The organism is Paenibacillus thermotolerans, assembly GCF_028745515.1.
Lineage (GTDB): Bacteria > Bacillota > Bacilli > Paenibacillales > YIM-B00363 > Paenibacillus_AE > Paenibacillus_AE thermotolerans.
In genome coordinates this window covers 90779-112821 of record NZ_JAQZSG010000004.1, presented here as the reverse complement: position 1 = coordinate 112821, position 22043 = coordinate 90779, and the positions used below count along the sequence as shown (strand labels likewise).

21 protein-coding genes are annotated in these 22043 nt (G+C 54.0%); 3 read left to right on the top strand and 18 right to left on the bottom strand.

The window, feature by feature from the left end; all coding sequences use genetic code 11:
- Position 1 precedes the first annotated feature (1 nt).
- The 7 genes from PT964_RS05370 to PT964_RS05340 form a co-directional block, all read right to left on the bottom strand.
- Positions 2–1342: a SulP family inorganic anion transporter gene (locus PT964_RS05370; protein ID WP_337995008.1), complete on the bottom strand. Its 1341-nt coding sequence runs from the start codon at positions 1340–1342 to the stop codon at positions 2–4.
- 78 nt (positions 1343–1420) lie between these two features.
- On the bottom strand, positions 1421–2287 hold the full coding sequence (locus tag PT964_RS05365; RefSeq protein ID WP_274362301.1) for a patatin-like phospholipase family protein: 867 nt from the start codon (positions 2285–2287) through the stop codon (positions 1421–1423).
- 56 nt (positions 2288–2343) lie between these two features.
- Positions 2344–3156 (bottom strand): ABC transporter permease, encoded by an 813-nt coding sequence (locus PT964_RS05360; RefSeq protein ID WP_274362406.1) that lies wholly within the window; start codon positions 3154–3156, stop codon positions 2344–2346.
- Between the two features lie 5 nt (positions 3157–3161).
- Positions 3162–3938, bottom strand: coding sequence for an ABC transporter ATP-binding protein (locus PT964_RS05355; RefSeq protein WP_274362300.1), 777 nt, complete (start codon positions 3936–3938; stop codon positions 3162–3164).
- A 67-nt stretch (positions 3939–4005) separates the two neighbouring features.
- Complete coding sequence (locus PT964_RS05350) at positions 4006–5043, bottom strand: ABC transporter substrate-binding protein (RefSeq protein ID WP_274362299.1); 1038 nt, start codon at positions 5041–5043, stop codon at positions 4006–4008.
- Positions 5044–5171: 128 nt separating this feature from the next.
- Entirely contained in the window at positions 5172–5855 is a 684-nt protein-coding gene (locus PT964_RS05345; protein WP_274362298.1) for a metal-dependent hydrolase, read from the bottom strand.
- An 88-nt stretch (positions 5856–5943) separates the two neighbouring features.
- Positions 5944–6213 carry a hypothetical protein gene (locus tag PT964_RS05340; RefSeq protein ID WP_274362297.1) on the bottom strand — a complete coding sequence of 90 codons (270 nt, stop codon included), beginning with the start codon at positions 6211–6213 and terminating at the stop codon, positions 5944–5946.
- Positions 6214–6339: 126 nt separating this feature from the next.
- Between PT964_RS05340 and modA the strand changes: the two genes are divergently transcribed.
- Together modA and modB are read left to right on the top strand one after the other, a co-directional pair.
- Positions 6340–7167, top strand: coding sequence for a molybdate ABC transporter substrate-binding protein (modA, locus tag PT964_RS05335; protein ID WP_274362296.1), 828 nt, complete (start codon positions 6340–6342; stop codon positions 7165–7167).
- 16 nt (positions 7168–7183) lie between these two features.
- Positions 7184–7843 (top strand): molybdate ABC transporter permease subunit, encoded by a 660-nt coding sequence (gene modB, locus PT964_RS05330; RefSeq protein WP_274362295.1) that lies wholly within the window; start codon positions 7184–7186, stop codon positions 7841–7843.
- Between the two features lie 33 nt (positions 7844–7876).
- Here the strand turns inward: modB and pcp are convergent, their stop codons facing one another.
- The 11 genes from pcp to PT964_RS05275 all read right to left on the bottom strand — a co-directional run bounded on the left by pcp (position 7877) and on the right by PT964_RS05275 (position 20453).
- Positions 7877–8518 carry a pyroglutamyl-peptidase I gene (pcp, locus tag PT964_RS05325; protein WP_274362294.1) on the bottom strand — a complete coding sequence of 214 codons (642 nt, stop codon included), beginning with the start codon at positions 8516–8518 and terminating at the stop codon, positions 7877–7879.
- Positions 8519–8589: 71 nt separating this feature from the next.
- Positions 8590–8748, bottom strand: coding sequence for a hypothetical protein (locus PT964_RS05320; protein WP_274362293.1), 159 nt, complete (start codon positions 8746–8748; stop codon positions 8590–8592).
- The gene (locus tag PT964_RS05315) at positions 8723–9043 is read right to left on the bottom strand and encodes an alpha/beta-type small acid-soluble spore protein (protein ID WP_274362292.1); all 321 of its coding nucleotides are present in this window, start codon (positions 9041–9043) and stop codon (positions 8723–8725) included. Before PT964_RS05315 ends, PT964_RS05320 begins: the two co-directional genes overlap by 26 nt.
- 290 nt (positions 9044–9333) lie before the next feature.
- On the bottom strand, positions 9334–12543 hold the full coding sequence (locus tag PT964_RS05310) for an MMPL family transporter (RefSeq protein WP_337995007.1): 3210 nt from the start codon (positions 12541–12543) through the stop codon (positions 9334–9336).
- On the bottom strand, positions 12540–13001 hold the full coding sequence (locus tag PT964_RS05305; RefSeq protein WP_274362291.1) for a MarR family winged helix-turn-helix transcriptional regulator: 462 nt from the start codon (positions 12999–13001) through the stop codon (positions 12540–12542). The genes PT964_RS05310 and PT964_RS05305 overlap by 4 nt, the downstream gene beginning before the upstream one ends.
- A 105-nt stretch (positions 13002–13106) precedes the next feature.
- Positions 13107–14021 (bottom strand): ABC transporter permease, encoded by a 915-nt coding sequence (locus PT964_RS05300; protein WP_274362290.1) that lies wholly within the window; start codon positions 14019–14021, stop codon positions 13107–13109.
- On the bottom strand, positions 14018–14902 hold the full coding sequence (locus tag PT964_RS05295; protein WP_274362289.1) for an ABC transporter permease subunit: 885 nt from the start codon (positions 14900–14902) through the stop codon (positions 14018–14020). The genes PT964_RS05300 and PT964_RS05295 overlap by 4 nt, the downstream gene beginning before the upstream one ends.
- 280 nt (positions 14903–15182) lie before the next feature.
- A complete protein-coding gene (locus PT964_RS05290; protein WP_274362288.1) occupies positions 15183–16823 on the bottom strand; it encodes an alpha-amylase family glycosyl hydrolase in 1641 nt (546 codons plus the stop codon).
- A complete protein-coding gene (locus tag PT964_RS05285) occupies positions 16820–17668 on the bottom strand; it encodes a sugar ABC transporter permease (protein WP_274362287.1) in 849 nt (282 codons plus the stop codon). The genes PT964_RS05290 and PT964_RS05285 overlap by 4 nt, the downstream gene beginning before the upstream one ends.
- Positions 17665–19047 (bottom strand): carbohydrate ABC transporter permease, encoded by a 1383-nt coding sequence (locus PT964_RS05280; RefSeq protein WP_274362286.1) that lies wholly within the window; start codon positions 19045–19047, stop codon positions 17665–17667. The genes PT964_RS05285 and PT964_RS05280 overlap by 4 nt, the downstream gene beginning before the upstream one ends.
- Before the next feature lie 92 nt (positions 19048–19139).
- Positions 19140–20453, bottom strand: a complete 1314-nt coding sequence (locus PT964_RS05275) for a maltose ABC transporter substrate-binding protein (RefSeq protein WP_274362285.1) — start codon at positions 20451–20453, stop codon at positions 19140–19142.
- Between the two features lie 544 nt (positions 20454–20997).
- Here PT964_RS05275 and PT964_RS05270 point away from each other — a divergent pair.
- Positions 20998–22026: a LacI family DNA-binding transcriptional regulator gene (locus PT964_RS05270; protein WP_274362284.1), complete on the top strand. Its 1029-nt coding sequence runs from the start codon at positions 20998–21000 to the stop codon at positions 22024–22026.
- Positions 22027–22043 lie beyond the last annotated feature (17 nt).

The window sequence follows — 22043 nt, the reverse complement described above, 5'->3', positions numbered from 1 at the left end:
GTTACACTACATCCTCCCTAACCACCTGCACCGAATCCGCTGCCGGTGAACGGGGATTACTGGTATCGGCGTTCAACTGATTTGCGCTTGCAGCCTGTAACGGCTTCGAAAGTTTTGTCCTGTAAACATATACGATAACGGAAACGATAAGTCCTGCCGCAACGCCGTAAACCAAGTTGAAAAATACCGTCAGCAAAAACGTGACCGCCATGATCCAAGCTTCGGCCGAACGCGTTTTTAATATATGGGCAACATGCTTCCGCTCACTCATATTCCACGCGACGACCATAAGGATCGGCGCCAGCGCGGCCAGCGGAATGGCGGAGGCGATTGGGGCGAACGACACAAGAATAAGCAATACCGTAAGTCCGTGGATGATACCGGAGATCGGCGATTTTCCTCCGGATTTAATGTTGGTGGCCGTACGGGCAATCGCGCCGGTGGCGGGAATGCCTCCGAATAGCGGAGTAATCATGTTCGCGATGCCTTGACCGATCAGCTCGCGGTTGCTGCTGTGCTTCGTGCCGGTCATTTCGTCCGCCACGACGGCCGACAGCAGCGACTCCACTCCGCCGAGCAGCGCGATGGCGAACGCCGGCGCCAGCATCGTACCGATCGTTCCGAGACTTAGGTCAGGCAGCATGAAGCCGGGAAGCCGGTCCGGGATGATGCCGTAGACCGAACCGATCGTCGCAACCTTTCCTTGTAAAAATATCGCGGCGGCGGCGGAGGAAACGGCGAGACCGATTAAAGGAGCCGGAACCTTGGGAAGGAACAGCCGGCAGCCGACGATGCAAGCTAAACAGATGACGGCAATGAGCAGACCGTAACCGTTCATGGAGCTGAAATGCATGATTATTTCGCGCATATTTTCCGTGAAATATTCATGCGACTTGAGCCCCGTCATCCCGAGGAAATTGCCGATTTGCCCCGAAAAAATAATGACCGCGATCCCCGCCGTAAATCCGACGATAACGGGCTTCGGAATCAAGGTAATGAGTTTTCCGGCGCGGCACAAACCGAGCACGAGCAGGATCGCCCCTGCCAGAAAGCCGGCGGTAAGCAGCTTGGCATATCCGTAATGCAGCACGATGGCAAGCAAAATCGGAATAAACGCGCCCGTCGGACCGCCGATTTGGAATCGGGAGCCCCCAAGCAATGAAATCAAAATACCCGCGACAATGACTGTATAAAGCCCGTATTCCGGATCGACACCCGATGCAATAGCAAATGCCATTCCGAGTGGAATGGCAATGATCCCTACTAATATTCCCGAGAGGACGTCCTTGCGCAGCTGCGCTAAATCATAACCTTCATAGCGGCCTTTAAAAAAAGCCTTCATCATGGTCCCTTCTTTTCCGCAGTAGATACGCAAATCATAGTCCTGCGCTCCATGGATGTCAAGGATGAATTCGCTCCGTTAAAAACCGCCGGAAAGCCACTGCCGAAGCGGCTCGTACGCCGCATCCGCATCGTCTTCTCCGAGCTTGTACAGCACCTCGAGCTTGGACTTGTCCCGCTCCATCCGTTTCACCGGAACGAGCGTCGACGGACGGATGACGAAGGCTCGTCCCTCCTTCTCAAGCTCCGCGATCAGTTCCATTGTCTCGTTATACACCCGCTCCCGCCGAATCATCGCGTCCACCAGTCCCGGGTAATGCCGGTAAAGGATGCGGGCAAGCCTTTGCTGCTTAAACGGCTTGATCCGATAGGACGCATCCTTCGTCAGCACGATCACAAGGCGTTCGCAGCCGTCCTCCAGCGCTTTGCGGACCGGAATCGGATCCGAGACGCCTCCGTCATACATCCGCTTCCCGGCGATCTCTACGGAGGGAGCGAAGAACGGCAGCGAACTGGACGCCTTGATTATGGACGAGAACGTCGCCTGATCCTGCCTCCAATGCTCGTTGCCGTAATATTGGGGAAGCCCTGTCAGCGGGTCGGTCGTTCCCATGACGAACGTCTCGCCGGAAGCAAAGAGCGCCTCGTAATCGAGCGGATCCAGCTCGTTCGGAATTCGGTCGAAGATGAGCTCCATCCCGAATACGCTCCCTTTCCTGATCCAATTCGCGAAGCTCAAGTATTCGGGATGGTCGACGAAATCGATCGTCACCCGGCGGTTTCTGCCGCGCTGTCTCGACAAATACGACACCGCATTGCAAGCGCCTGCCGAAACCCCGATGACGTAGGGGAAATAAAGACCCCATTCCATAAATCGTTCGAGCACTCCACCGGTATAAACTCCCCTCATGCCGCCGCCTTCCAGCACTAATCCGGTTTGTTTCATTCCTTATCAGCCCCTATCCCGTGCCGCAATCTGTTTTTCTTTATTGTAGCACACAATTAGGAGCGGTATTGAAACGCCCGCTCGATGCGGGAAACGATCTTGTACATGACGGCCGCAACGGCGGCGATCACGAACAGGCTGCCGATAACAAGCGAGAAATTGAACACTTGAAAGCCGTAAATGATCAAATAGCCGAGGCCTTGCTTGGAAACGAGAAACTCGCCGACGATCGTGCCGATCCAGGCGAGCCCGACGTTCACCTTCAATGTGGAAAGAATGGCCGGCACCGAAGCGGGCATAATGACTCTGCGGAATACGTCCGCTCGGTTGCCCCCGAACAGCCGCACCACCTTCGTATAGTTCGCATCCACTTCTTTAAAATTGGAGTAAATGACGAGCGTCGTTATAATGACCGTAACGGCGAGCGTCATTGCGATAATGGACGATGACGTCGCCCCTAGCCCCACTATAAAAAGCGGCCCAAGCGCCACCTTGGGCATGCTGTTCAGCACGACGATATACGGATCGAACACCCGCGCCAAAAACGGCGACCACCATAGAATCGCAGCCGCCGCAAGCCCGGCGAACGTACCGAGCGCGAAGCCGACGACCGTCTCCAGCACCGTAGCGCCGACATGCGGCAGCAGGCTGCCGTCCAGCAGCTTGCTATATAGAAGCGCTACGATTTTCGATGGATAGCTGAACAGCAGCACGTCGATCCATTTATGTCTGCCGGCCGTTTCCCACAGCGCAAAAAAAGCAACAAACAGGAATAGCTGCGCAGCGACGGCCCATCGGGTAAACCGAATCCGTCCTCTCCGATAATCCGCATACACCTTATCCAGCAGTTCGTTCTCCGATCGGTTCATCGGTCTCACGCGTCACCCTCCCCGCCTTCGAATTCCTTCCATATATCGTGGAATATATTTTGAAAGCCGGGCTTCTCCCTAGCTTGGAACGGAATCGCCTCCCGAATGTGCTCGGGAATATCGATCTCCCGCCGAATCGTTCCCGGATTTTTCGCCATTATGAACACTCTGTCGCTCATGGCGATCGCCTCCGATATGTCGTGCGTCACAAGCACCGCCGTCATGCCGAACGACCGGATCGTCTCCGAGACAAGATCCTCCAGCTTCAGCTTCGTTACGTAATCGAGCGCCGAGAACGGCTCGTCGAGCAGCAAGATGTCCGGCCGCACGGCGAGCGTTCTGACGAGCGCCGCCCGCTGCCGCATGCCGCCGGACAATTGGTGCGGATATCTTCCGGCTGAAGCCTCGAGACCCATCTCGCGCAGCAAAACCATAATATACTCCTCGTTTTCCTTGCTGCGGACTCCCCGAATGTCAAGTCCGATGGCCGCGTTCTCGCGAATCGTTTTCCAAGGAAACAAATAGTCTTGCTGAAGCATGTATCCGACCTTCGGATGAGGCTTCTCTATGGGAGTACCGAGCACGTTCACCTCGCCCTCGGAAGGCATAATCAATCCGGAAATCATCGATAATATCGTAGTTTTGCCGCATCCGCTCGGTCCGACCAGCGAGACGAACTCGCCGGGGCGCACCGCAAGCCGAATGTCCTTAACCGATAGTTCGGCGCCCTTATCGCTGACGTAGGCGTGCGTCACCCGCTTCATTTCGATCGCATATGTCATGCCGCACCCTCCTAATGGACGTAGTATGGAGCGCTTTTCCTAATCGTGCCGCCGGTTTCGCATCGCATTAGTCCGATGCCTTTTTCGCCTTTTCCGCAAAGCTGTTATCCACCAAAATCGAATGCTCGACCCGCTTCTCCAGCTCTCCCGCCTCTACCATAATATCCTGCAGGTTGTTCCATTCCTCTTCATCCACAATTCCGTCGGTTGCGAACGAGCCTTGCGATTTATAACGCTGTACAACCCCTCGAATGACCTCAATGTCGGCGTCGGGGAAAAACTCCTTCACCGCATCGGCAATCGTATTCACGTCGTTCTGTTGAACCCACTGCTGCGCCTTATAAATCGCGTTCGTAAATTTTTGCACCGTGTCGCCGTGCTTGTCGATGAAGCTCTTTTTCGTCATGAAAACGGTATACGGCAGATGGCCGCTCTCCACCCCGAAGCTTGCGAGCACGCGGCCTTTTCCCTCTTTCTCGAAAATGGTCGCCGTCGGCTCGAACAGCTGCACGTAATCGCCCGTTCCGGAAGAAAAGGCCGAAGCGATATTCGCGAAATCGACGTTCTGAATCAAAGTCATGTCGTTATGCGGATCGATGCCGTGCTTCTTCAAGGCGAACTCGCCGGCCATCTGCGGCATGCCGCCTTTGCGCTGACCCAGGAAGGTGGAGCCCTTCAGCTTTTCCCAAGAGAAATTGTCGTCGGGAGCGCGCCCGACCAGGAACGTTCCGTCCGTCTGCGTCAATTGCGCAAAGTTGATGACCGGATCGTCCGAGCCTTGATTGTAGACATAGATGGACGTCTCCGAGCCGACGAGCGCCACATCGATCGCATCCGTCAGCAGCGCGGTCATCGTTTTGTCGCCGCCGGCCGTCGTCGTCAGCTCAACATCGAGTCCTTCATCTTTAAAGAAGCCTTGGCTGATCGCCACATACTGCGGCGCGTAAAATATCGATCTCGTAACTTCCCCGATTCTCACTTTAACGTTCTCACCCGATCCGGAGCCGGATCCGCCCGAGCATGCGGCAAGCAAGAGAAGGATGACGCAAAGCGATAAAACGGAGGTCGCCCTGAGCGGACGTTTCCGCCATGCTGCGTTGTTCATCGTAAATCCCCTCCCAATCGAAAGTCTGTCATGCATTCTATGCGTTCGCCCAGTTTTCGGTGAAAGGATAACAAAAAGCCCGGTCCTTATTCCATAAGGCTCGGGCTTGCGATGAAGTATGCAATTTGTTAAACCGTGAGCGTTTCGCCCGGCTTCAATGCATGGCCGGCAATTCCTATGGCCTCAAGCCGCTTGACGAACGCTTCTCCGTCTTGCCGGATCGGAGGGAACGTATTGTAATGAACGGGGATCACATGCTTCGCGCCGATTAATGAAGCCGCATCCAGCGCATCCTCCGGCCCCATCGTGAAGTAATCGCCGATCGGCAGCGCCGCGACATCGATCGGCACTCTGCGGCCGACGAGCTTCAGATCCGAAAACAGCGCCGTATCCCCAGCATGGTATAACGTCTTGCCGCCCATCGTCAGCACGACGCCTGCGGGCGTGCCGGCATAAATCAACGTGCCGTTCTCTTGAATCGATGAGCTGTGAAGCGCGGGCGTGAATTGCACGCGAATCCCGTTCTCTTCGAACGATCCGCCCAAGTTCATGCCATGGGTTTTCACGCCTTTGCTTTTGCAGTAGCCGGCGAGTTCGACAATCGCGAAGATGGGACAGTCGTTCGCCTTGGCAATATCGATCGCATCCCCGAAATGATCTCCATGTGCATGCGTCAGGATGACCGCATCGACCTTGACTTCGGCCGCCGGCATCGCAGCTGCGGGGTTCCCCGTCAAAAACGGATCAATAATTACGCGTCGTTCTCCTCCTGCGACAAGCATCGCCGAGTGCCCAAGAAACGTAATATTCATCTCCATCTCTCCTCATTCAAGGCTGGTTCCTAAGGGTAAAATACCATACATCGGCCCCTTTTGCCAGAACCTTACATTGAAGAGTGGGCTAGTGCACCTGTCTTGCCTGCAAAAATTCCTCCTCGAACCGCTCCTGCACCGAATCGTTGCTTTTCGCCGGGGCGATGTCGAATTCTTCATATTGGCGGATGACATTGCGAATGCCGTCCAAATCTCCGCCGCGCGAAAGGTCGCCGATTTTGCCTATCACATAATGCGGCATCGATTGCATAGCCAGCGAGAAGCTGTCTTCGGGATCCGATGTGCGCCGATAGTCGAAGTAATACTGTTTGAGCTTCTCAATTAACGTTTCTTCCATTCCGGGTTACCTCCCTTTTCCATTGTTATCGTTTCCGATTGCGAACGCATGTATTCACCGCAACCGGCATGGTATGATAGGGAAAGTATTTTAGCCCCTACGGGATTGATCGGGAGTGTCTTGCCGGTGCGTTATTTTCTTTTAAAAATGTTGTGGTTATCGGCGGCGGTCAGTGCGGGAATTGCGGGAATTGCGGGAATTGCGGGAATTGCGGGCTGCTCGGGCGGTCAAAGCCAAGGCGGCGGCACCGGAAGCGATCGCGTCGAATTGCTGATTTTTGCGGCCGCATCGCTATCCGACAGCTTGGGCGAGATTCAGCCGCTGTTCGAAACGCGTTACCCGAATGTGAAAGTCGTATATAATTTCGCATCATCCGGTACATTACAGCGGCAAATCGAGCAGGGCGCACAGGCTGATGTGTTTATTTCCGCCGGGAGCAACGAAATGGACGCTCTTGTTGAGCGGAAGCTCGTCAGGGAGGAGTCCGTGCAGCGGTTTCTTGGGAACCGGTTGGCCGTCATTGTGCCCGAGGCTTCGGCAGAGCGGCTGGAGCAGTTGGACGAGCTAACGGAGAAGCGATTTGCGACGATCGCGGTCGGCCAGCCGGAGACGGTACCGGCGGGTAAGTACGCGAAGCAGTCGCTTGACTCGGCCGGGCTCTGGAAGCCGCTGTCCAAGAAGCTCGTATTCGGAAAAGATGTCCGCAGCGTGCTGTCCATTGTTGAGACGGGCAATGCGGATGCGGGGTTCGTTTATGTAACGGATGCGCAGCGGAGCGATCGGGTGCGCATCGCCTTTTTGCCGGACGAGAACGGGTATGACGACATCGCGTACCCTGCTTCTGTGTTGGAACATACAGAGCATGCGGCCGAAGCGGGCGCTTTTGTAAATTTTTTGCAAGATGACGAGGCTGTTGGGGTTTTTACTAAAGCGGGTTTTTTGGACCTCCGTTAAAAGGGAGAAATCGTCGTTGTTAACCGATTCATTTTGGATTCCGGTGCGGCTGTCGCTTGAAATTGCCGCCGTATCCGGAACGATTGCATTCATACTCGGCATTGTCGCCGCTTGGGCGTTGGCCAGGCGGAGGTTCCCCGGCAAATCGGCGATCGAAACGGTTTTTCTGCTGCCGCTCGTGCTTCCGCCGACGGTGATCGGCTTTTCCCTGCTTGTGCTGCTCGGCAAGTCGAGCCCCATAGCTCCTCTGCTCGAAGCGATTTGGGGCTCAGGCGTCTTGTTCACCCCGGGGGCGGCCGTTGCGGCTTCCGTATTCATTGCTTTTCCGCTCGTTTATATGACGGTCCGATCGGGCTTTGAGGTCGTAGAGGAGGAGCTGCTGGCGGCCGCCCGGTCAATGGGCGCCTCCCCGTTTCAGACGCTGCGCTATGTGCTGCTTCCGCTTGCCCGCCGGTCGCTGATCGCCGCGTTCGTGCTCGGCTTTGCCCGCAGCTTGGGCGAATTCGGCGCGACGATGATGGTGGCCGGCATCATTCCGGGCCGTACGCAGACGGTTCCTTCCGCTATTTATGTGGCGGTGGAAACCGGCCGGTTCGACCTGGCTTGGGCTTGGTCCGGGGTAATGGCGGTCGTATCGTTCGCGCTGTTATTTGCGGCGGGACGTATTCGCGATTAGCTCCTTCGGGGAGCCTTGGGGGCCTTCGGCCGTTTAGGTTCTTTGGAGCGCTTCCGCAGTCGCCAAGATCGCGGTTGTGAGCGCACGCTTCATCGTGTCGATCGACATGCTCGGAAGCGCCGGCTTTTGCGCCGCCATTACCGGAGTTGCCGGAAAATGAATAAACCCTCCGCGAATCGGCCAGTTGCGCTCTTTTGCGGCGTGGAGCAGCCCGTAGAGCGTATTGTTGCATATGTACGTTCCGGCCGTGTTGCTGACGGAGGCGGGAATTCCTTCCTGCTGCATGCGGCGCACGATCGATTCCACCGGGATTGTGGCGAACAATCCGTCCGGACCTCCCGGCACGATTTTTTCCGCAGTCGGAGCTTGACCGCTGTTGTCCTTCCGCGCCTGCCCGTCTCCTACATCTTTTATGTTGATGCCGATTCTTTCCACCGTTACCGCCGATCTGCCCGCGGCAAGCCCGCAGCATAAGACCGCGTCAGGCTTCGTCTCCTCTATAATCTCGATCAGCTTTTCCACGCATTCGTCGAACACGACGGGCAGCACGGCTGTCACGATTTCCATCTCTTTCAGCGGCTCATTCGCCTCAGTTTTGATGGAGCGGACGAGCTCCTCCGTCGGATTTACGGCATGTTCTCCGAACGGTTCAAACCCCGTTACCAGCATTTTCATTCCGTTCTCTCCTTGTATAAAGAAATACGCTCCCCTTCATAGTAAGGGAGCGTATTTACGCCTGGCAACGGTTATTCCGTACTTTTTTTGCTGATATTGTTGAGACTCGGCGCGTATTCCTTCGCTTTGTTCGGCTGCAGCGTAATCGACTCGTCTCCGAACTCAGCCATGTTTTGCTGCTCGTTGAAGCTTTTGCTCGGTCTTTTACCTCCACGGTCGCGTTCCGTCATGAGGCTCACCTCCCCCGCTCGGTTGGCCCGCAAGCTGTTGTTGGGCGCGTCGGATCAATTCCCTGACCATTTGTCCGCCGATCGCCCCTCCAACCTTGCCTGCATCTTCCGTGGTCAATCCCCCGTTATATCCGGGCTCCAGCGGAACTCCCAGCTTTTGGGCAACGGCGTACTTTACCGTTTCAGGCCGGTTCGGATCGACGGCGTAGCCCTCCCGCCTCATAATGTCCGCCTTCAGCATCGACATACCAAGCCCCGCTTGCGGCACAAGCAGACGGCGGCTTCTTCTCGCCATTCGGATCCCTCCTTCATTAGGTTAAGGATAGTGTTTCCCGCATGGCGGAGAATCATTAGCGGGAGACGGTTACTGCGGAACTTCGTTCCGTTGCACTCTCCCGCACTGCACGTCCGGCCACCTCGAACGGAACTTTATTCCGCTGTAATCTCCAAAACGCCACATTGGCATTTTCGCACTTGGTTCGGCGACACTTCGCGACTACGGCACTCAACAAAGGTACTTTCTCCTCGACTGCGGCACATAACACAGAAAAAAAGGTCCCCGACATATGCCGGAGACCGCTCGATTTACACCTCAAACTCCGTGCCGCGAACAATAGCTCCGGCGCTCTGCTCATGCCCCCCGCCATCATCGGCGGCATAGCCGGCGCCGCTGCGGCGTTTCATAAACGGCCACCAGTTCGCGGAGCCTAACAAACGAACGGCCGCCGCCACAAACAACGGCAAAAATACGAAACAATACAGCATCAATCCGACGAGCAGCACCGTTGCGATTTCCAGCAGCGACAATACGCCGGAAGGATACATCGCCGCGAAGGTGCCGGACAAGATGACAGCCGCAGAAATAATGACGCTTCCCATCTGCTTCATCGCTTGCACGATCGCATCTTTCACGGACAAATGCCCGTTCTCGTTAAACCGGTCCATCAAGAACATGCTGTAGTCTACGCCAAGCGCCATCAGTAGCACGAACCCGAAGAACGGAACCGTCCAGTTCAGACCGGAATACCCGAAGCCGTGAACAAACACGAGCTCGGTAATCGATAGGCTGCTGAAATACGTAAGCAGCAGCGATCCGATCAAGTAAATCGGCATCACCAGCGAACGAAGCAGCACGACAAGGATCAAAAATATTCCCGCGATCATGAACGAAACCGTTCGTTTATAATCGTTCGCCGTAATATTTCCCAAATCGTGGTAGATGCTGCTGACGCCGCCGATGCCGACTCTCGCATCCTTCCACTCGGTGCCGGCAAGCGCGCGTGTTACCGCGTTCTCGACATCGCCGATCGAGTCAAGCGCAGCCTTTGAATACGGATGATTCGACAGTACAACATCAAGCGTCGCTACCTTCCGGTCCTTCGTCATATACGCGTCGAAAGCGACCTGCAAATCCTCGTTCTTTAGCGCTTCCTCCGGAATGTGCCAGCCTGCGAGCGGAGACGCCGTCTCGGCGGCCGCGTTGTCCGCGTATTCAATTGCGGAGCCCAGACCGTCCGAAATTTGCTCAAGCCCGTTCACGCTTTCCGAAAGTCCCGTGTTCAATTGACCCAACTGCGAAATAAGCGAATCAAAGCCTTCCCGAACGGAGCCCTGTCCTTTCTCCAGCTGCTTCAGCCCGTCGTTCATGGCCGGAAGCTTCTGCAGCAGCAGCTTATGGCCGTCCGCAGCCTGCGTCAGACCCTTCTCCAGCTCTCCGATTCCTTGCGCGAGCCGTCCGAGTCCCGCCGCAAGCGCCGCCTGGCCTTTAACCGACTCCGAGAAGCCCGCATTCGCTTGCGCAACGCCGCCGGCAGCCTTCGCCAGCTCCGCGTTCAAGACCGCAAGCGACTGCGACAGCTGCTCCGCCCCGGCAAGCGAGCCGTCAAGCGCGGCAGTCAACGCCGCATACTGCGGGTCATCGGTAAGCTCCGGATGCGACTTACCGAGCCCTACGGCGGACGCTTTCGCCCCCGCAAGCCCTTGCTGCAGTTGCTTAATCCCGGAAAGAATGCCGTCATATCCGGCCGAAAGCTGCTGCAAGCCGGCGCCGACCGCCTCATAAGCGGCGGAAAGCTGTTTCCCGCCGTCGGCGATCCGCTCGGCGCTGACACGCGCCTGCTCGAGCCCGGCTCGCAGCTCCTCCGCTCCCGCGGAACCGTCACGCACGCCGCGCTCCAGCTGATCGATCGCGCCGGTCAATTCGCCGACGACGCTCTGCAGCTGCTTCGTTCCGTCAATCAGCTTGCCTACGCCCGCCGAAGCCTCCTCCAGCTTCGGCTTCGAATCGTCAAGCGCATTCGCCGCCTCCGACAAGCCGCTCGAAATCGTGTCTATGCCGTCGCGGCCTTCGCCTAATCCGCCTGCGAGCGTCCCGAGCTGCGACGACATCTCGAATTCGGCGATCGGCTCGCCGAGCGGACGCGTTGCGCCGCGAACGTGCGCCACCCCAGGCACTGCGCTGACCTCGCGGGAGACGCGCTCGATCATGGCGAGGCCCTCTTCCGTATCAAGCGGCTCGTCGCTTTCAATGATCAGCTTCGTCGGCAGCGATTCACCGGGACCGAACCGGTCCGAAATAATTTGGAAGCCTTTGACGGAATCGTAGCCGTCGCCGATTTCGCTCAAGGAATCGTAGGATAAAGAGCCGTTATAGGAAACAAGCAACGGCACGGAAACAGCCGCGATAATCAAAATCGTTACCAACGGCCGGGAAGCGGAGAACGCGCCGAAGGCGCCCCACAGCCGATTCGGCTTATGCTTTAATTCTCCTTTAGCCGGCCAAAATATGATTTTTCCGAGTACGGACATAAAGAAAGGCACCAGTGTCGACAAAGCCAGCATGAGAACCGAAATCCCCACTGCGACCGCTACCGCCGATTTATACAGCTTAAATTCCGAAAGTCCGATCGCGGCAAACCCGACGAGGCCGGCCAAAGCGCTGAATATGACGGTTTTGCCCGCAGTCCGGTATGTAGCCTTGACCGCTTCGTTCACCGCGCCGCCCTTCGCCAGCTCTTCCTTAAATCGGCTGAGCAGCAATATGCAATAATCCGTCCCGATGCCGAACAACACGGCCACCATAAATATTTGCGTAAAATTCGAGATCGGAAAATCCGCATATTCCGCCAAAAAGGCGACGACCGCACCGCTGGCGGCATAAGACATGCCTACGGTCAGCAGCGGAATAAGAGCGGCGATCGGCGAACGAAAAACGAGCAGGAGCACCGCTAGAATAAATACAACCGTAATCCATTCCGTCTTCTTTAAGCCTTCCTCGGACGAAATGATGACATCCTCGTCAATGAAAGGCGCCCCCGTAAAATAATGAGGAACGTCCGCATCGCCGATCTCCGACTGGAGCTGCTCCCTTACTTCGGCGATTTCTCTATTGCCGGGGTCGACTTCGACGAGCGCAATTTCGGTCGTCCCGTCTTTCGAAAGCATCCGATCCTTCAGCTCGGCGCTGCTCTCTACTGTTGTGAGCGACACGACGCCAAGCTTTTCGGCATTGGCGTCAAGCTTATCATACGCGGCTTTGATCGCTCGGCGGTCGTCCTCAGTCAGCCCTTGCTCGCGGTGAAATACGAGTACCGCGCCGAACGATCCATCGTCACCGTCCGTATGCGCAGCCAATATGTCTTCGCCGATCGTCGACTTGGCGCCGTCCGGAATCGTGATGCCGCCTTTTTCGCGGATCAGCTCCGCCATGCTTGGAGAAGTCAGCAGCAGGGCGGCAATCGCCGCAATCCAGCATACAAATACGACCCAGCGCAATGTAATTAACCGGTCAATCAACAAAGACCCTCCTCTTCTACTTTGCGGATAATTGTAGCCAGCTTCTCATACGTGCGGACAAATTGCTCCATCTCCTCGTCCGGCAGTTCCGAAAGATAAAACTCGGCGAAGGACAAAAATTTCTCCTCCACAGCCAGAAACACTTCGTTCCCGAGCTTCGTCGGCTGCAGCAGCACCAGCCTCCGGTCCCGTTCGTCGCTGACTCTTTCTACGTAGCCCTTCGCTTCCAGCCGGTTCACCATGGCGGTGACCGCTCCGCGGTTCACGTTGCACGCCTCCGCCAGCTCCGAGGAAGGACATCGTCCGCGCCGCACGATGTACTTGAGAGCGTACATCTGATCCACCGTCAAATTATCGCTCCCCGCAAATTGCCCGTAAAACGACGTAACCTTTTGCGATACGAAATCGTAAACCTCATCGTATCTTTTCACCAATTCACGAAGCTTCTCCCGATTCACGCTCTCCCCCCTGTCCCATTTAATTCAACTGTTGAACTGTTCACCTATGGAATTATATCCAAAGCGAGCGTCCGATTGCAATATGCAGACAACAAAAAAACCGCCCTACACATGGGCGGCTTTGCTGTATTTTTCTTTATACTTCGACTCGAGTCCTTTCGAAACGCAATAAAATCCGAGGATTAACAAAACGTATGCGGCAAGCGGAATAAACAGCGTCCACTGATTAATATAGATGCCGAGCTTAGCGGAGCTGATGAGGCCGGCCCACTCCTTCGTGATGCTTGAGTATTCGACCGGGTCGCAGCAAGTGACGCGCGTTCCGCCGATAAATATTCGGAACAGTCCGAGTTGGCCGAACAGCGCCAAGATCAAGATGATCTCATTCACGAATAATATAAGCATGCTTTCCTTCAAATGCGGAAACAGATGCGACCGAACGATCGTCCAGTGTCCTGAACCGATGGAACGGGAAGCAAGCACGAACTGCCGGTTTTTGATCTCAAACGCTTTATCCTTTACGGAGCCAATGACGCTCGGCAAGCCGACCAGAAGAAATACGACGCCCATCAACATTGTCAGCTTAACCGGATCGAGACCCGGATTAAATGTAATGCCGGCTAAAAAAAACCAGACGATGATGAACATCGGAATGCCGCCGAGCAAGCTCCACATTTGCCACCCTTTCTTGCCGCTGCTAGTATATCCGAGCAGCATGCCGATCGTCCCGCCGATCGCCACTCTGGCAAACGCGATGCCGACCGCCGCCAAGATCGTATATTTTGCCCCGTACAGAAGCTGGGTCAATATATCGTAACCGAGCTTGTCGGTTCCGAGCGGATACGAATAGTTGCCGGGTGGAACCGGCGGGGCTATGATGTCGCTGCTGCCGTCCTCCTTCACGACAAACTCGATGGTCGCCTGATCGGTGAGCTCATGGGGTGCGAACATCGGTCCGAAAGCGGCGATTAACAGCATGAACCCGGTAATCATGAGCCCTGCTAACAACGTTTTGTTCATCGGACAACCGCCCTTTCCCATAAGCTCATATACAAACGAATAACAACATAAATCGCGGCGTATATGGCCAGAAGCGTCAGCAAGCAATTCACGACAAGCGGGTACTGATAGTCGCCGAAGTACGAGAACGAGCTGGAAAACAGCAGCGCCGTAACGCCTTTCACATTGTAAAAATATTCCACAATAAACAAGTTGCTCATAATAATCCCGATCAGCTTATGCAAATCGGCTCTAATAAACGGTATAACGTTCGGAAGGGCGTGAAAGAAGTAAATGTAGCCCCGTCCCATCCCCCGCGCTTTCGCATTCGCGATATAATCCTCCGTCAGCGTGAGGCGCATTTGCAGCGCAACGTTGCGTGTTATGAATACGGCGGGAATAATGATCATCGACAAAATCGGCAGCACGATCGCAGGCTGCCCGTCGGATACGTTCGCAACTTTAAACAGGACCATTCCCGTTCGCTGAGCGATGACCACGATGGTGAACTGCAGCAACAGGATCACGATGAAATCGGGCAGCACGCTCGTCAGCTCCAGCAACCGCTTCCACCATTCGCTCTTTGACCAGGAAAACCATATGCCTGTCAGCAGCCCCACCGTTAAGCCGATAATGGCCGCAACAACGACATATAACAGAGAAATGGTCACGTAGCTTCCGATTTGATCCCAGTAGTTGAACTCATTCTTTGTAATAAAAAATCTCCATGATTCCCCTGTAAACAGTCCGGCGACATAAGACACGAACGCACTCCACGCGCTCGAGAAGGCGAGCCCGACTCCGCCCGGAGTCGGAACGACCAATAAGGGCAGCAAGCCGATCATGGCCGCAGTAAAAGCTACAACAGGCACAGATAAAATACGTATGATCCACTTTTGCATCAGGACTTTCCCCTTCACCGTCTGAGATTGCATTTTTCGGTCGATCCTTTTTCGCTAAACCTATTAATAGACGCATCGCTCCGCAAATAAGTTCCCGTTATGACTCCTCTTTTTGAGCGATACAACAATTCTATTTAGACAGAATGTTCTATCATTTTAAATAAGTATAATTTCCTATGTTAAAGGGGTAATCCGATGTTTTCAAGATAAAATTGTGAAAATTGCAAAAAAACGAGCCGTCCCGCGCAAGTTACATTTTGCAGGACAGCCCGATTTTTTTTTATTTATTTTCTTGTTTAATAATAACGGTAGCGTAGCCGGGGAGCGAAAGCCGGCCGTTCTCGTCTAAGACGGCTCCGTCCTTCGTCGCAAAGCGGATCGACTGAAACGTCACCCCGCCGGGAACCTGGGTCAAATCCGCTTCGGCCGCTTCTCCTCCCAGGTTGTGAACGACTAACGAAGCGTCCCCGTCTTCCGTGGCCCGAACGAACGATTCCAGCTTGGCATTGTCTAGCTTGAACTCCACGATTCCGCCCTCGTACAAAGCTCTGTCGCTATTCCGATATCGAATAAGCCGCTTGTAATGGTTCCATATCGATAGGCCGTCCTCCATGAGCGCTTCTGCGGAAATCTCCCCGTCCTTATTAAAGGTAGGAACGAGCCAGCTCGTATTCCCCGCAACCGAACGGTCCTTCGTCCAAGGAAACGGTTCCCGTATGTGCTCATCCGGCTTCATGCCGCTCATGCCGAGCTCTTCGCCGTAATAAAGGTAAGGATTCCCCGGCAAGGTAAGCAGAACCGCAGCAGCCATCTTCGCATGGTCGACGTTGCCGCCGAGCACGCTCATGACGCGGTTTTGGTCGTGATTGGACAAAAATGTCGAATCGGAGAACGTTCCCCCCGAAGCTTCGGCATACAAAGTGTAAATTCGCTCAAGCATAAAAGCCAGATTCGACTTCGACTCCGACTGAACCATCCCGATGATCCGATTGGCGAGATCGAAGTTGAAGGCGGACGTCATCGCATGATCGAAATACGGTGCGACGACGGCCGGCGAATCCCAAACTTCGCCGACCATCACAACGTCAGGCTTGGTCCGCTCCATCTCCTTGCGGAATTGCTGCCACCATTCGATGTTTTTTTCCTTCGTCTTCGGATTGTTTTTATCAGAGGCGACATTGTCGTAAATATGCTTTGCCGCATCGAGACGGAAGCCGTCGGCTCCGAGGTTCAGCCAATGCTTGCCGACGGCAATCAGCTCATTGCGCACATCGGGATTATCCATATTCAAATCCGGCATGCCGTCCCAGAACGGTGCAAGGTAGTACGCCCCGTTCTTCGGGTACCACGCTTTCGCCGCGCCGGTGGCGCTGCTTTCGCCCACGTTGGTGTCTTCGTCCGCCCATACGTACCAGTCGCGCTTCGGGCTGTCCTCGCCTGCTGCGGATTCGGTAAACCAAGGGTGCTGCGAGCTGGTGTGGTTAATTACAAGGTCCATGATGACCTTGATATTGCGTTTATGCGCCTCATCCAGCAGCCGCTTCATATCGTCGATCGTTCCGTAATCCGGATTGATTCCGTAATAATCGGTTACGTCGTATCCATGATAACTCGGCGACGGGTTGACGGGCATGAGCCAGATGCCGTGAATGCCGAGCTCCTTCAAATAATCCAGCTTTTCGGTCACGCCGTTCAAATCGCCGATGCCGTCGCCGTTCGAATCGCGGAACGACCGAACGAAAATTTCATAATATACGTCCGATGGCTGATTAGCCGCCGAAAAAGCGGCATCGGACGGCGACGTTGCCCCCTCCGCCGGTTCCCGGGCCTCCGAATCATCCGCCTTCTGCGGCTGCGTACACCCGGGAAGCAGAAGCGTCAAGCTAAGCAATAACACAAACCAGGTTCGCGCTATTCTCATCCTTTGGTCGCTCCGGCCGTGAGTCCTTGCACGAGCAGCCTTTGCAGACCCATAAACAACAAGGCAACCGGAATCGCCGCAAGCACGGAGCCTGCCGCAAAGAGCGTGAACTCGGTCGAAGAGTAAGAATCGACCATTTCGACAAGACCGACCGCCAGCGTCCATTGATCTCTCGCTTTACTTAGAATGAGCCGGGCAAAAATATAGTCGACCCACGCCCCGGAGAACGTTGTCAGCGCTACGTACGTCATAATCGGACGGGACAGCGGCAGGAAGATGCGGAAAAATATCGTCAGGTGACCGGCGCCGTCAATACGGGCCGATTCCTCCAGCGCCTTAGGAAGCGTGTCGAAATATCCTTTGGCGACGAACATGCCGAGCGCCGCGCCTGCCGAGTAAACGAGAATCAATGCCCAATGCGTGCCGAGCAAATTCAATTGGATCAAAATAATGTACACGGCGATCATCGACATGAAGCCCGGGAACATGCCCAATACAAGAATCGTCGACATAAGCGCTTTGCGCCCGTAAAACCGGTACCGGGAAATCGCATATGCCGTCAGCAGCTGAATGAGCGTGCCGATAAGCATCGAAATTGTAGCCACTTTAATCGTATTGAAATACCACTGAACGAAGCGAAAATCTTTATTCGCCCGGTCCGCGAACAAATCTTTGTAATGCTGCAGCGTGAATTGATCCGGAATAAGCGAAGTGCTGAACAGCGAACTTCCCACCTTGAACGACGACATGACGATCCAAAGCGTCGGATACAGCACCATAATCGTAATGATCGCCAGCAATATATAACTGAGCGTAAGCTTCATTGCGTTGCGGGTTTTATTCATTGCAGCATTTCCTCCTCTTTAAACGACCTTGTGCGGCGGAAATTCCAAATCGAGAACGACGCGATAAAGAGGAAGATCAAAATGCCGACGGCCGATGCGATATTGTACATTTGATTATCGAGCGTCAGCTTATAGAGCCAGGTAACGAGCAAATCGGTCGTGCCGGCAAACGCGAACTCCCCGGTTTTCGGGTCGCCCTTGGTAAGCAAATAAATGACGTTAAAGTTGTTGATGTTGCCCGCAAACTGCATAATAAGCAGCGGCGCCGTGGCGAACAATACATAAGGCAGCGTAATGTTCCGGAACTTCTGGAAGGAGGAAGCGCCGTCCACCTCGGCCGCTTCGTACAAATCTTTCGGGATCGCAGTCAAAATGCCCAGCACAAGCACCATGGAGACCGGGATGCCGAGCCACATATTAACGAATACGATCGTAACCTTCGCCCAGAACGGGTCGTTCAGCCACGGCAAGCCTTGCAGGCCGAGCATCCGAAAATACGTATTGATCGGACCGAGCTGGGAGTTGAACATATTTTTCATAATAAGCAAGGAAATAAACTGCGGAATGGCATACGGCAAAATAAAGATCGTTCGCCACATGCCCTTGAAACGGACGCCTTTTTGCTGAATGAGCATCGCTACGAGAATACCGCCGAAGTAGCAGGTAACCGTCGCTACAACAGCCCAAATGACGGTCCAAAGCAGTACGTTCCAGAACGTATAAGCCCATTGGGAGTATACGAGCAAATTCGAGAACGTTTTGAAGCCGACCCAATCGACCAAGTTTTTCGGAGGAAGATGGTCTTTGTTATAGTTTGTGAACGCAAGCAAAATCATAAAGATGATCGGCATTATAGTAAAGAAAAGAACGCCGAGACCCGGAATCGTTAATAACATATAAGGGAAACTTTTATCTTGGAGGCGGCGAACGGTTTCCCTGAAAGACGGAGCGGGAACGCCGCGCTCTCTTTTCACGCCCGTCACATATGCATCTCTAATGTTCATTACATGGATAAATACAAAAATCAAAAACACGAGCAAAGACGCAATACCGTAAATCATCATGAATATGGAATGGTCGCCTTGGACCATGACCGTCAAGCCTTGCTTATTTTTGGCAAATCCGGATGGGGTATCGCCAAGCGTGATTAAACCTGCGATATTTGCGAACAACGATGTAAACGAGAAATACAAACCCGCGATATAAGTCAGTAAAAACAACAAGCCTTTTCCGTATTGCTTATGGTACAACTGCCCGGCCCCGGTCACAAACAAGGACAGAATCGCCGCGGTTTTGCCGTACGGCTTTCCGCCGGCAAGCTGCGGTCCGGCAGGCGCCTCCCCGGACTGTTGCCCTCCGGGTACAATGCGGTCCGTCATAATCGTTCAACCCCTTTAGAATGCCTTATTCGGAAAACACCCGCCGACCTAGATCGGCGGGTGCAGGTAACGCTCATGATTAATGATGTTTATTATTGCGCTGCCGTTGCGTTCAAATCCTTAAACTGCTTCACCATGTTATCCATCGTTTTCTTCGGATCGGCACCGTCGTTCCACATCGTAGCAAGCGCGGATTCCATCGGAGCCCAGTAATTCGCCATTTCCGGAATCGAAGGCATCGGAACGGAATTCTCGAACTGCTTCAAGAAGCCGGCGCTGATCGGATCGTTCTTGATCAACGGGTCTTCGCCAAGCGTCTTGTCGGCCGGAAGCACGCCCGTCATTTCGTAGTTTTTCTTCTGCCACTCGGCGGAGGAAGCCATTTGCGCGAACAAGCGAGCCGCAATCGGGAACTTCGAGTGTGCGTTGACATAGTAAGCTTTTACGCCGGAGAACGGCTTCATCGGCTGGCCGTTCGGAAGGTTCGGGTAAGGTGCTACACCCAAGTTCGGAACAAGCTGCTTGTAAGTTTCTTTATCCCACGGACCGCTTACGTTCATAGCCAATTGACCTTTTTCAAACAAGCTCTTCTTTACGTCGCCGTTAATGTCGCCCGTTTTGAAAGGAAGAATGTCGCGCAAGCTTTGGAAAAACTTCGCCGCTTCGACGGCGTTGTCGCTGTTCAAGCCGATATCGGACACGTCGGTACCGTTGTTGCCGAATACGTATGCGCCGTATCCGCCGAAGAAGCCGTAGCTCCAATAACCGTTGCCCGCTTCCCACATATATGCGTATTTTTGCTCGTTAACATTGTTGAATGTTTTAGCGAATTCCACGACGCCGTTCCAGTCAGCAGGCACTTCAGGGATCAAATCTTTGTTGTAGTATACTGCCGTCGTTTCAACGGAGTACGGATATCCGTAAAGCATGCCGTCATACGTAACCGCATCGATTGCAGTCTGGTATGCGCTGTCTTTCGTTTGCTGCTCGAACACGTCGTTCGGCAAAATTACGCCTGCCGCTGCGCCGGAGCCCGTGCGGTCATGCACTGCCGCGAACACGTCTGCGCCTACGCCTGCAGGGCCGTCCGTGATCATTTGCGCCATCGATTTATCCGGGCCTACGTCCACCCACTCGACAGGTACGCCGTATTTCTCGGTGAAAGCTTTGCCTACCGCTTCAATGAAAGCTTTCTGGTCTGCGGATTCCCAAATCAACAATTTTGCGCCTTCCTCAGGCACCAAGTCGGTGGAAGCTGCAGTGTCGTCAGCCGGAGCTTCTTGATCCACTGCGGCGGAGTCGTCCGCTCCAGTCGTTTCATCGTTCGTTTTGCTGCCGCATGCTGCGAGCGAGAATGCAAGAACGACTGCCAGAACCATCGCAAACCACGGTTTCATCTTCAACATCGGATTGCTTGACCCTCTTTCTTGATATAATATTTATTTTGGATGAGCTGCAGCCTCCCGGCGCTTGCACTTGCGTTATAACCCGCTATGCAACTCCGGATGAGCCGATCTCTTGTCCACAGGGTAAAATGCGGCGCATTTCAGCACACAATGTGCAAACGATTGTGCAATCATGCGCAAAGCGGCATCCCCAGCGAATATTATCGATATTTCCGCATCGATATGTAAACGCTTTATCGATTTCGCTCGCCCTGATTATAGCGTAAGCGCTCAATCGTTTGCACACATTCCATTGCGCAAAATCTAACGAAAATCACTATAATTCCGGTCAAATTCGTACATTTCCTCACAAATGCTCCTTTTTAAATAATTTTTCACCTTTGCGCAAATTTGCACAAATATTTGCATATTTACAACCCCAAAACAGTGAGTTAACATAAGATTTACAAGTGGAAACGATTGCACAGTTTGTTTATGCAAATGCTATCATTCACCGCATGGAATGCATTTACAGTTCCTTCTTATTAAATAGGAGAGGTTAACTATGGTCGTCACGATCAAAGATGTGGCCAAACGGGCCGGGGTTTCCCCATCCACCGTTTCGCGGGTCATTTCCAATCATCCGAGAATCAGTCAATCGACATCTGAAAAAGTGAAAAAAATTATGGAGGAAATCGGGTATCATCCGAATATGGCGGCTAAAAGCCTAGTATCGAGGACTACGCGTACGATCGCCGTTCTGCTGCCAAGGCCGGCGGACGAGCTGTTCTTGAACCAGTTTTTCTCCGAAGTGATTCGGGGCATCGTTACTCAAGCGACCCGGTCCGGCTACGATTTGCTTATTGCAACCGGTACGACCGAAAGAGAAGAACTGGAGACGATTACAAGGCTTGCAAAAGGCGGACGGGCGGACGGAATATTGCTGTTGTACTCCAGAACGAACGATCCTGCCATTGCGCTGTTGGAGGAATACGATTTTCCTTTTGCGCTGATCGGACGAAATCCGGATTTCGAGGACCTTCTCTCGATCGATAACGATAATGTGCTTGCCGCATATGATGCTACAAGGCATTTAATTATGCAGGGGCATGAACGGATCGGCTTCGTGAGCGGGCCCCGCAACCTGATTGTGTCGCGCGACCGTCTGGACGGTTATTTGAAGGCGATGAAAGAGGCTTCGCTGCCGGTCCAAAGCGAATGGATCGTCGAGGGCGAATTTCTGCAAGAGAGCGGATATCGGGCGATGTCTTTCCTTATGGGGTTACCCGAGCGTCCGACCGGACTCGTTGTGGTGGACGATGTCGTCACCTTCGGCATTCTTCGCGGCCTTGGCGAGCTCGGATATTCCGTTCCGGCGGATATGAGTCTCGTTTCATTCAATAACATCGTATTTTCGGAGCTCGCAACGCCTCCCATCACAAGCATCGACATCGGTATTTATCAGCTCGGTTACACGGCCTCTCAGGAATTGATCCGCATGATCAAAGGCGAAAGCACAACATCGGCGAAACGTCACATTATCCCGCATCGGCTGGTCGTAAGGGAATCGACCGCGCGGATAGCGAAATCATAATGTAAAGCAAGGGAAAA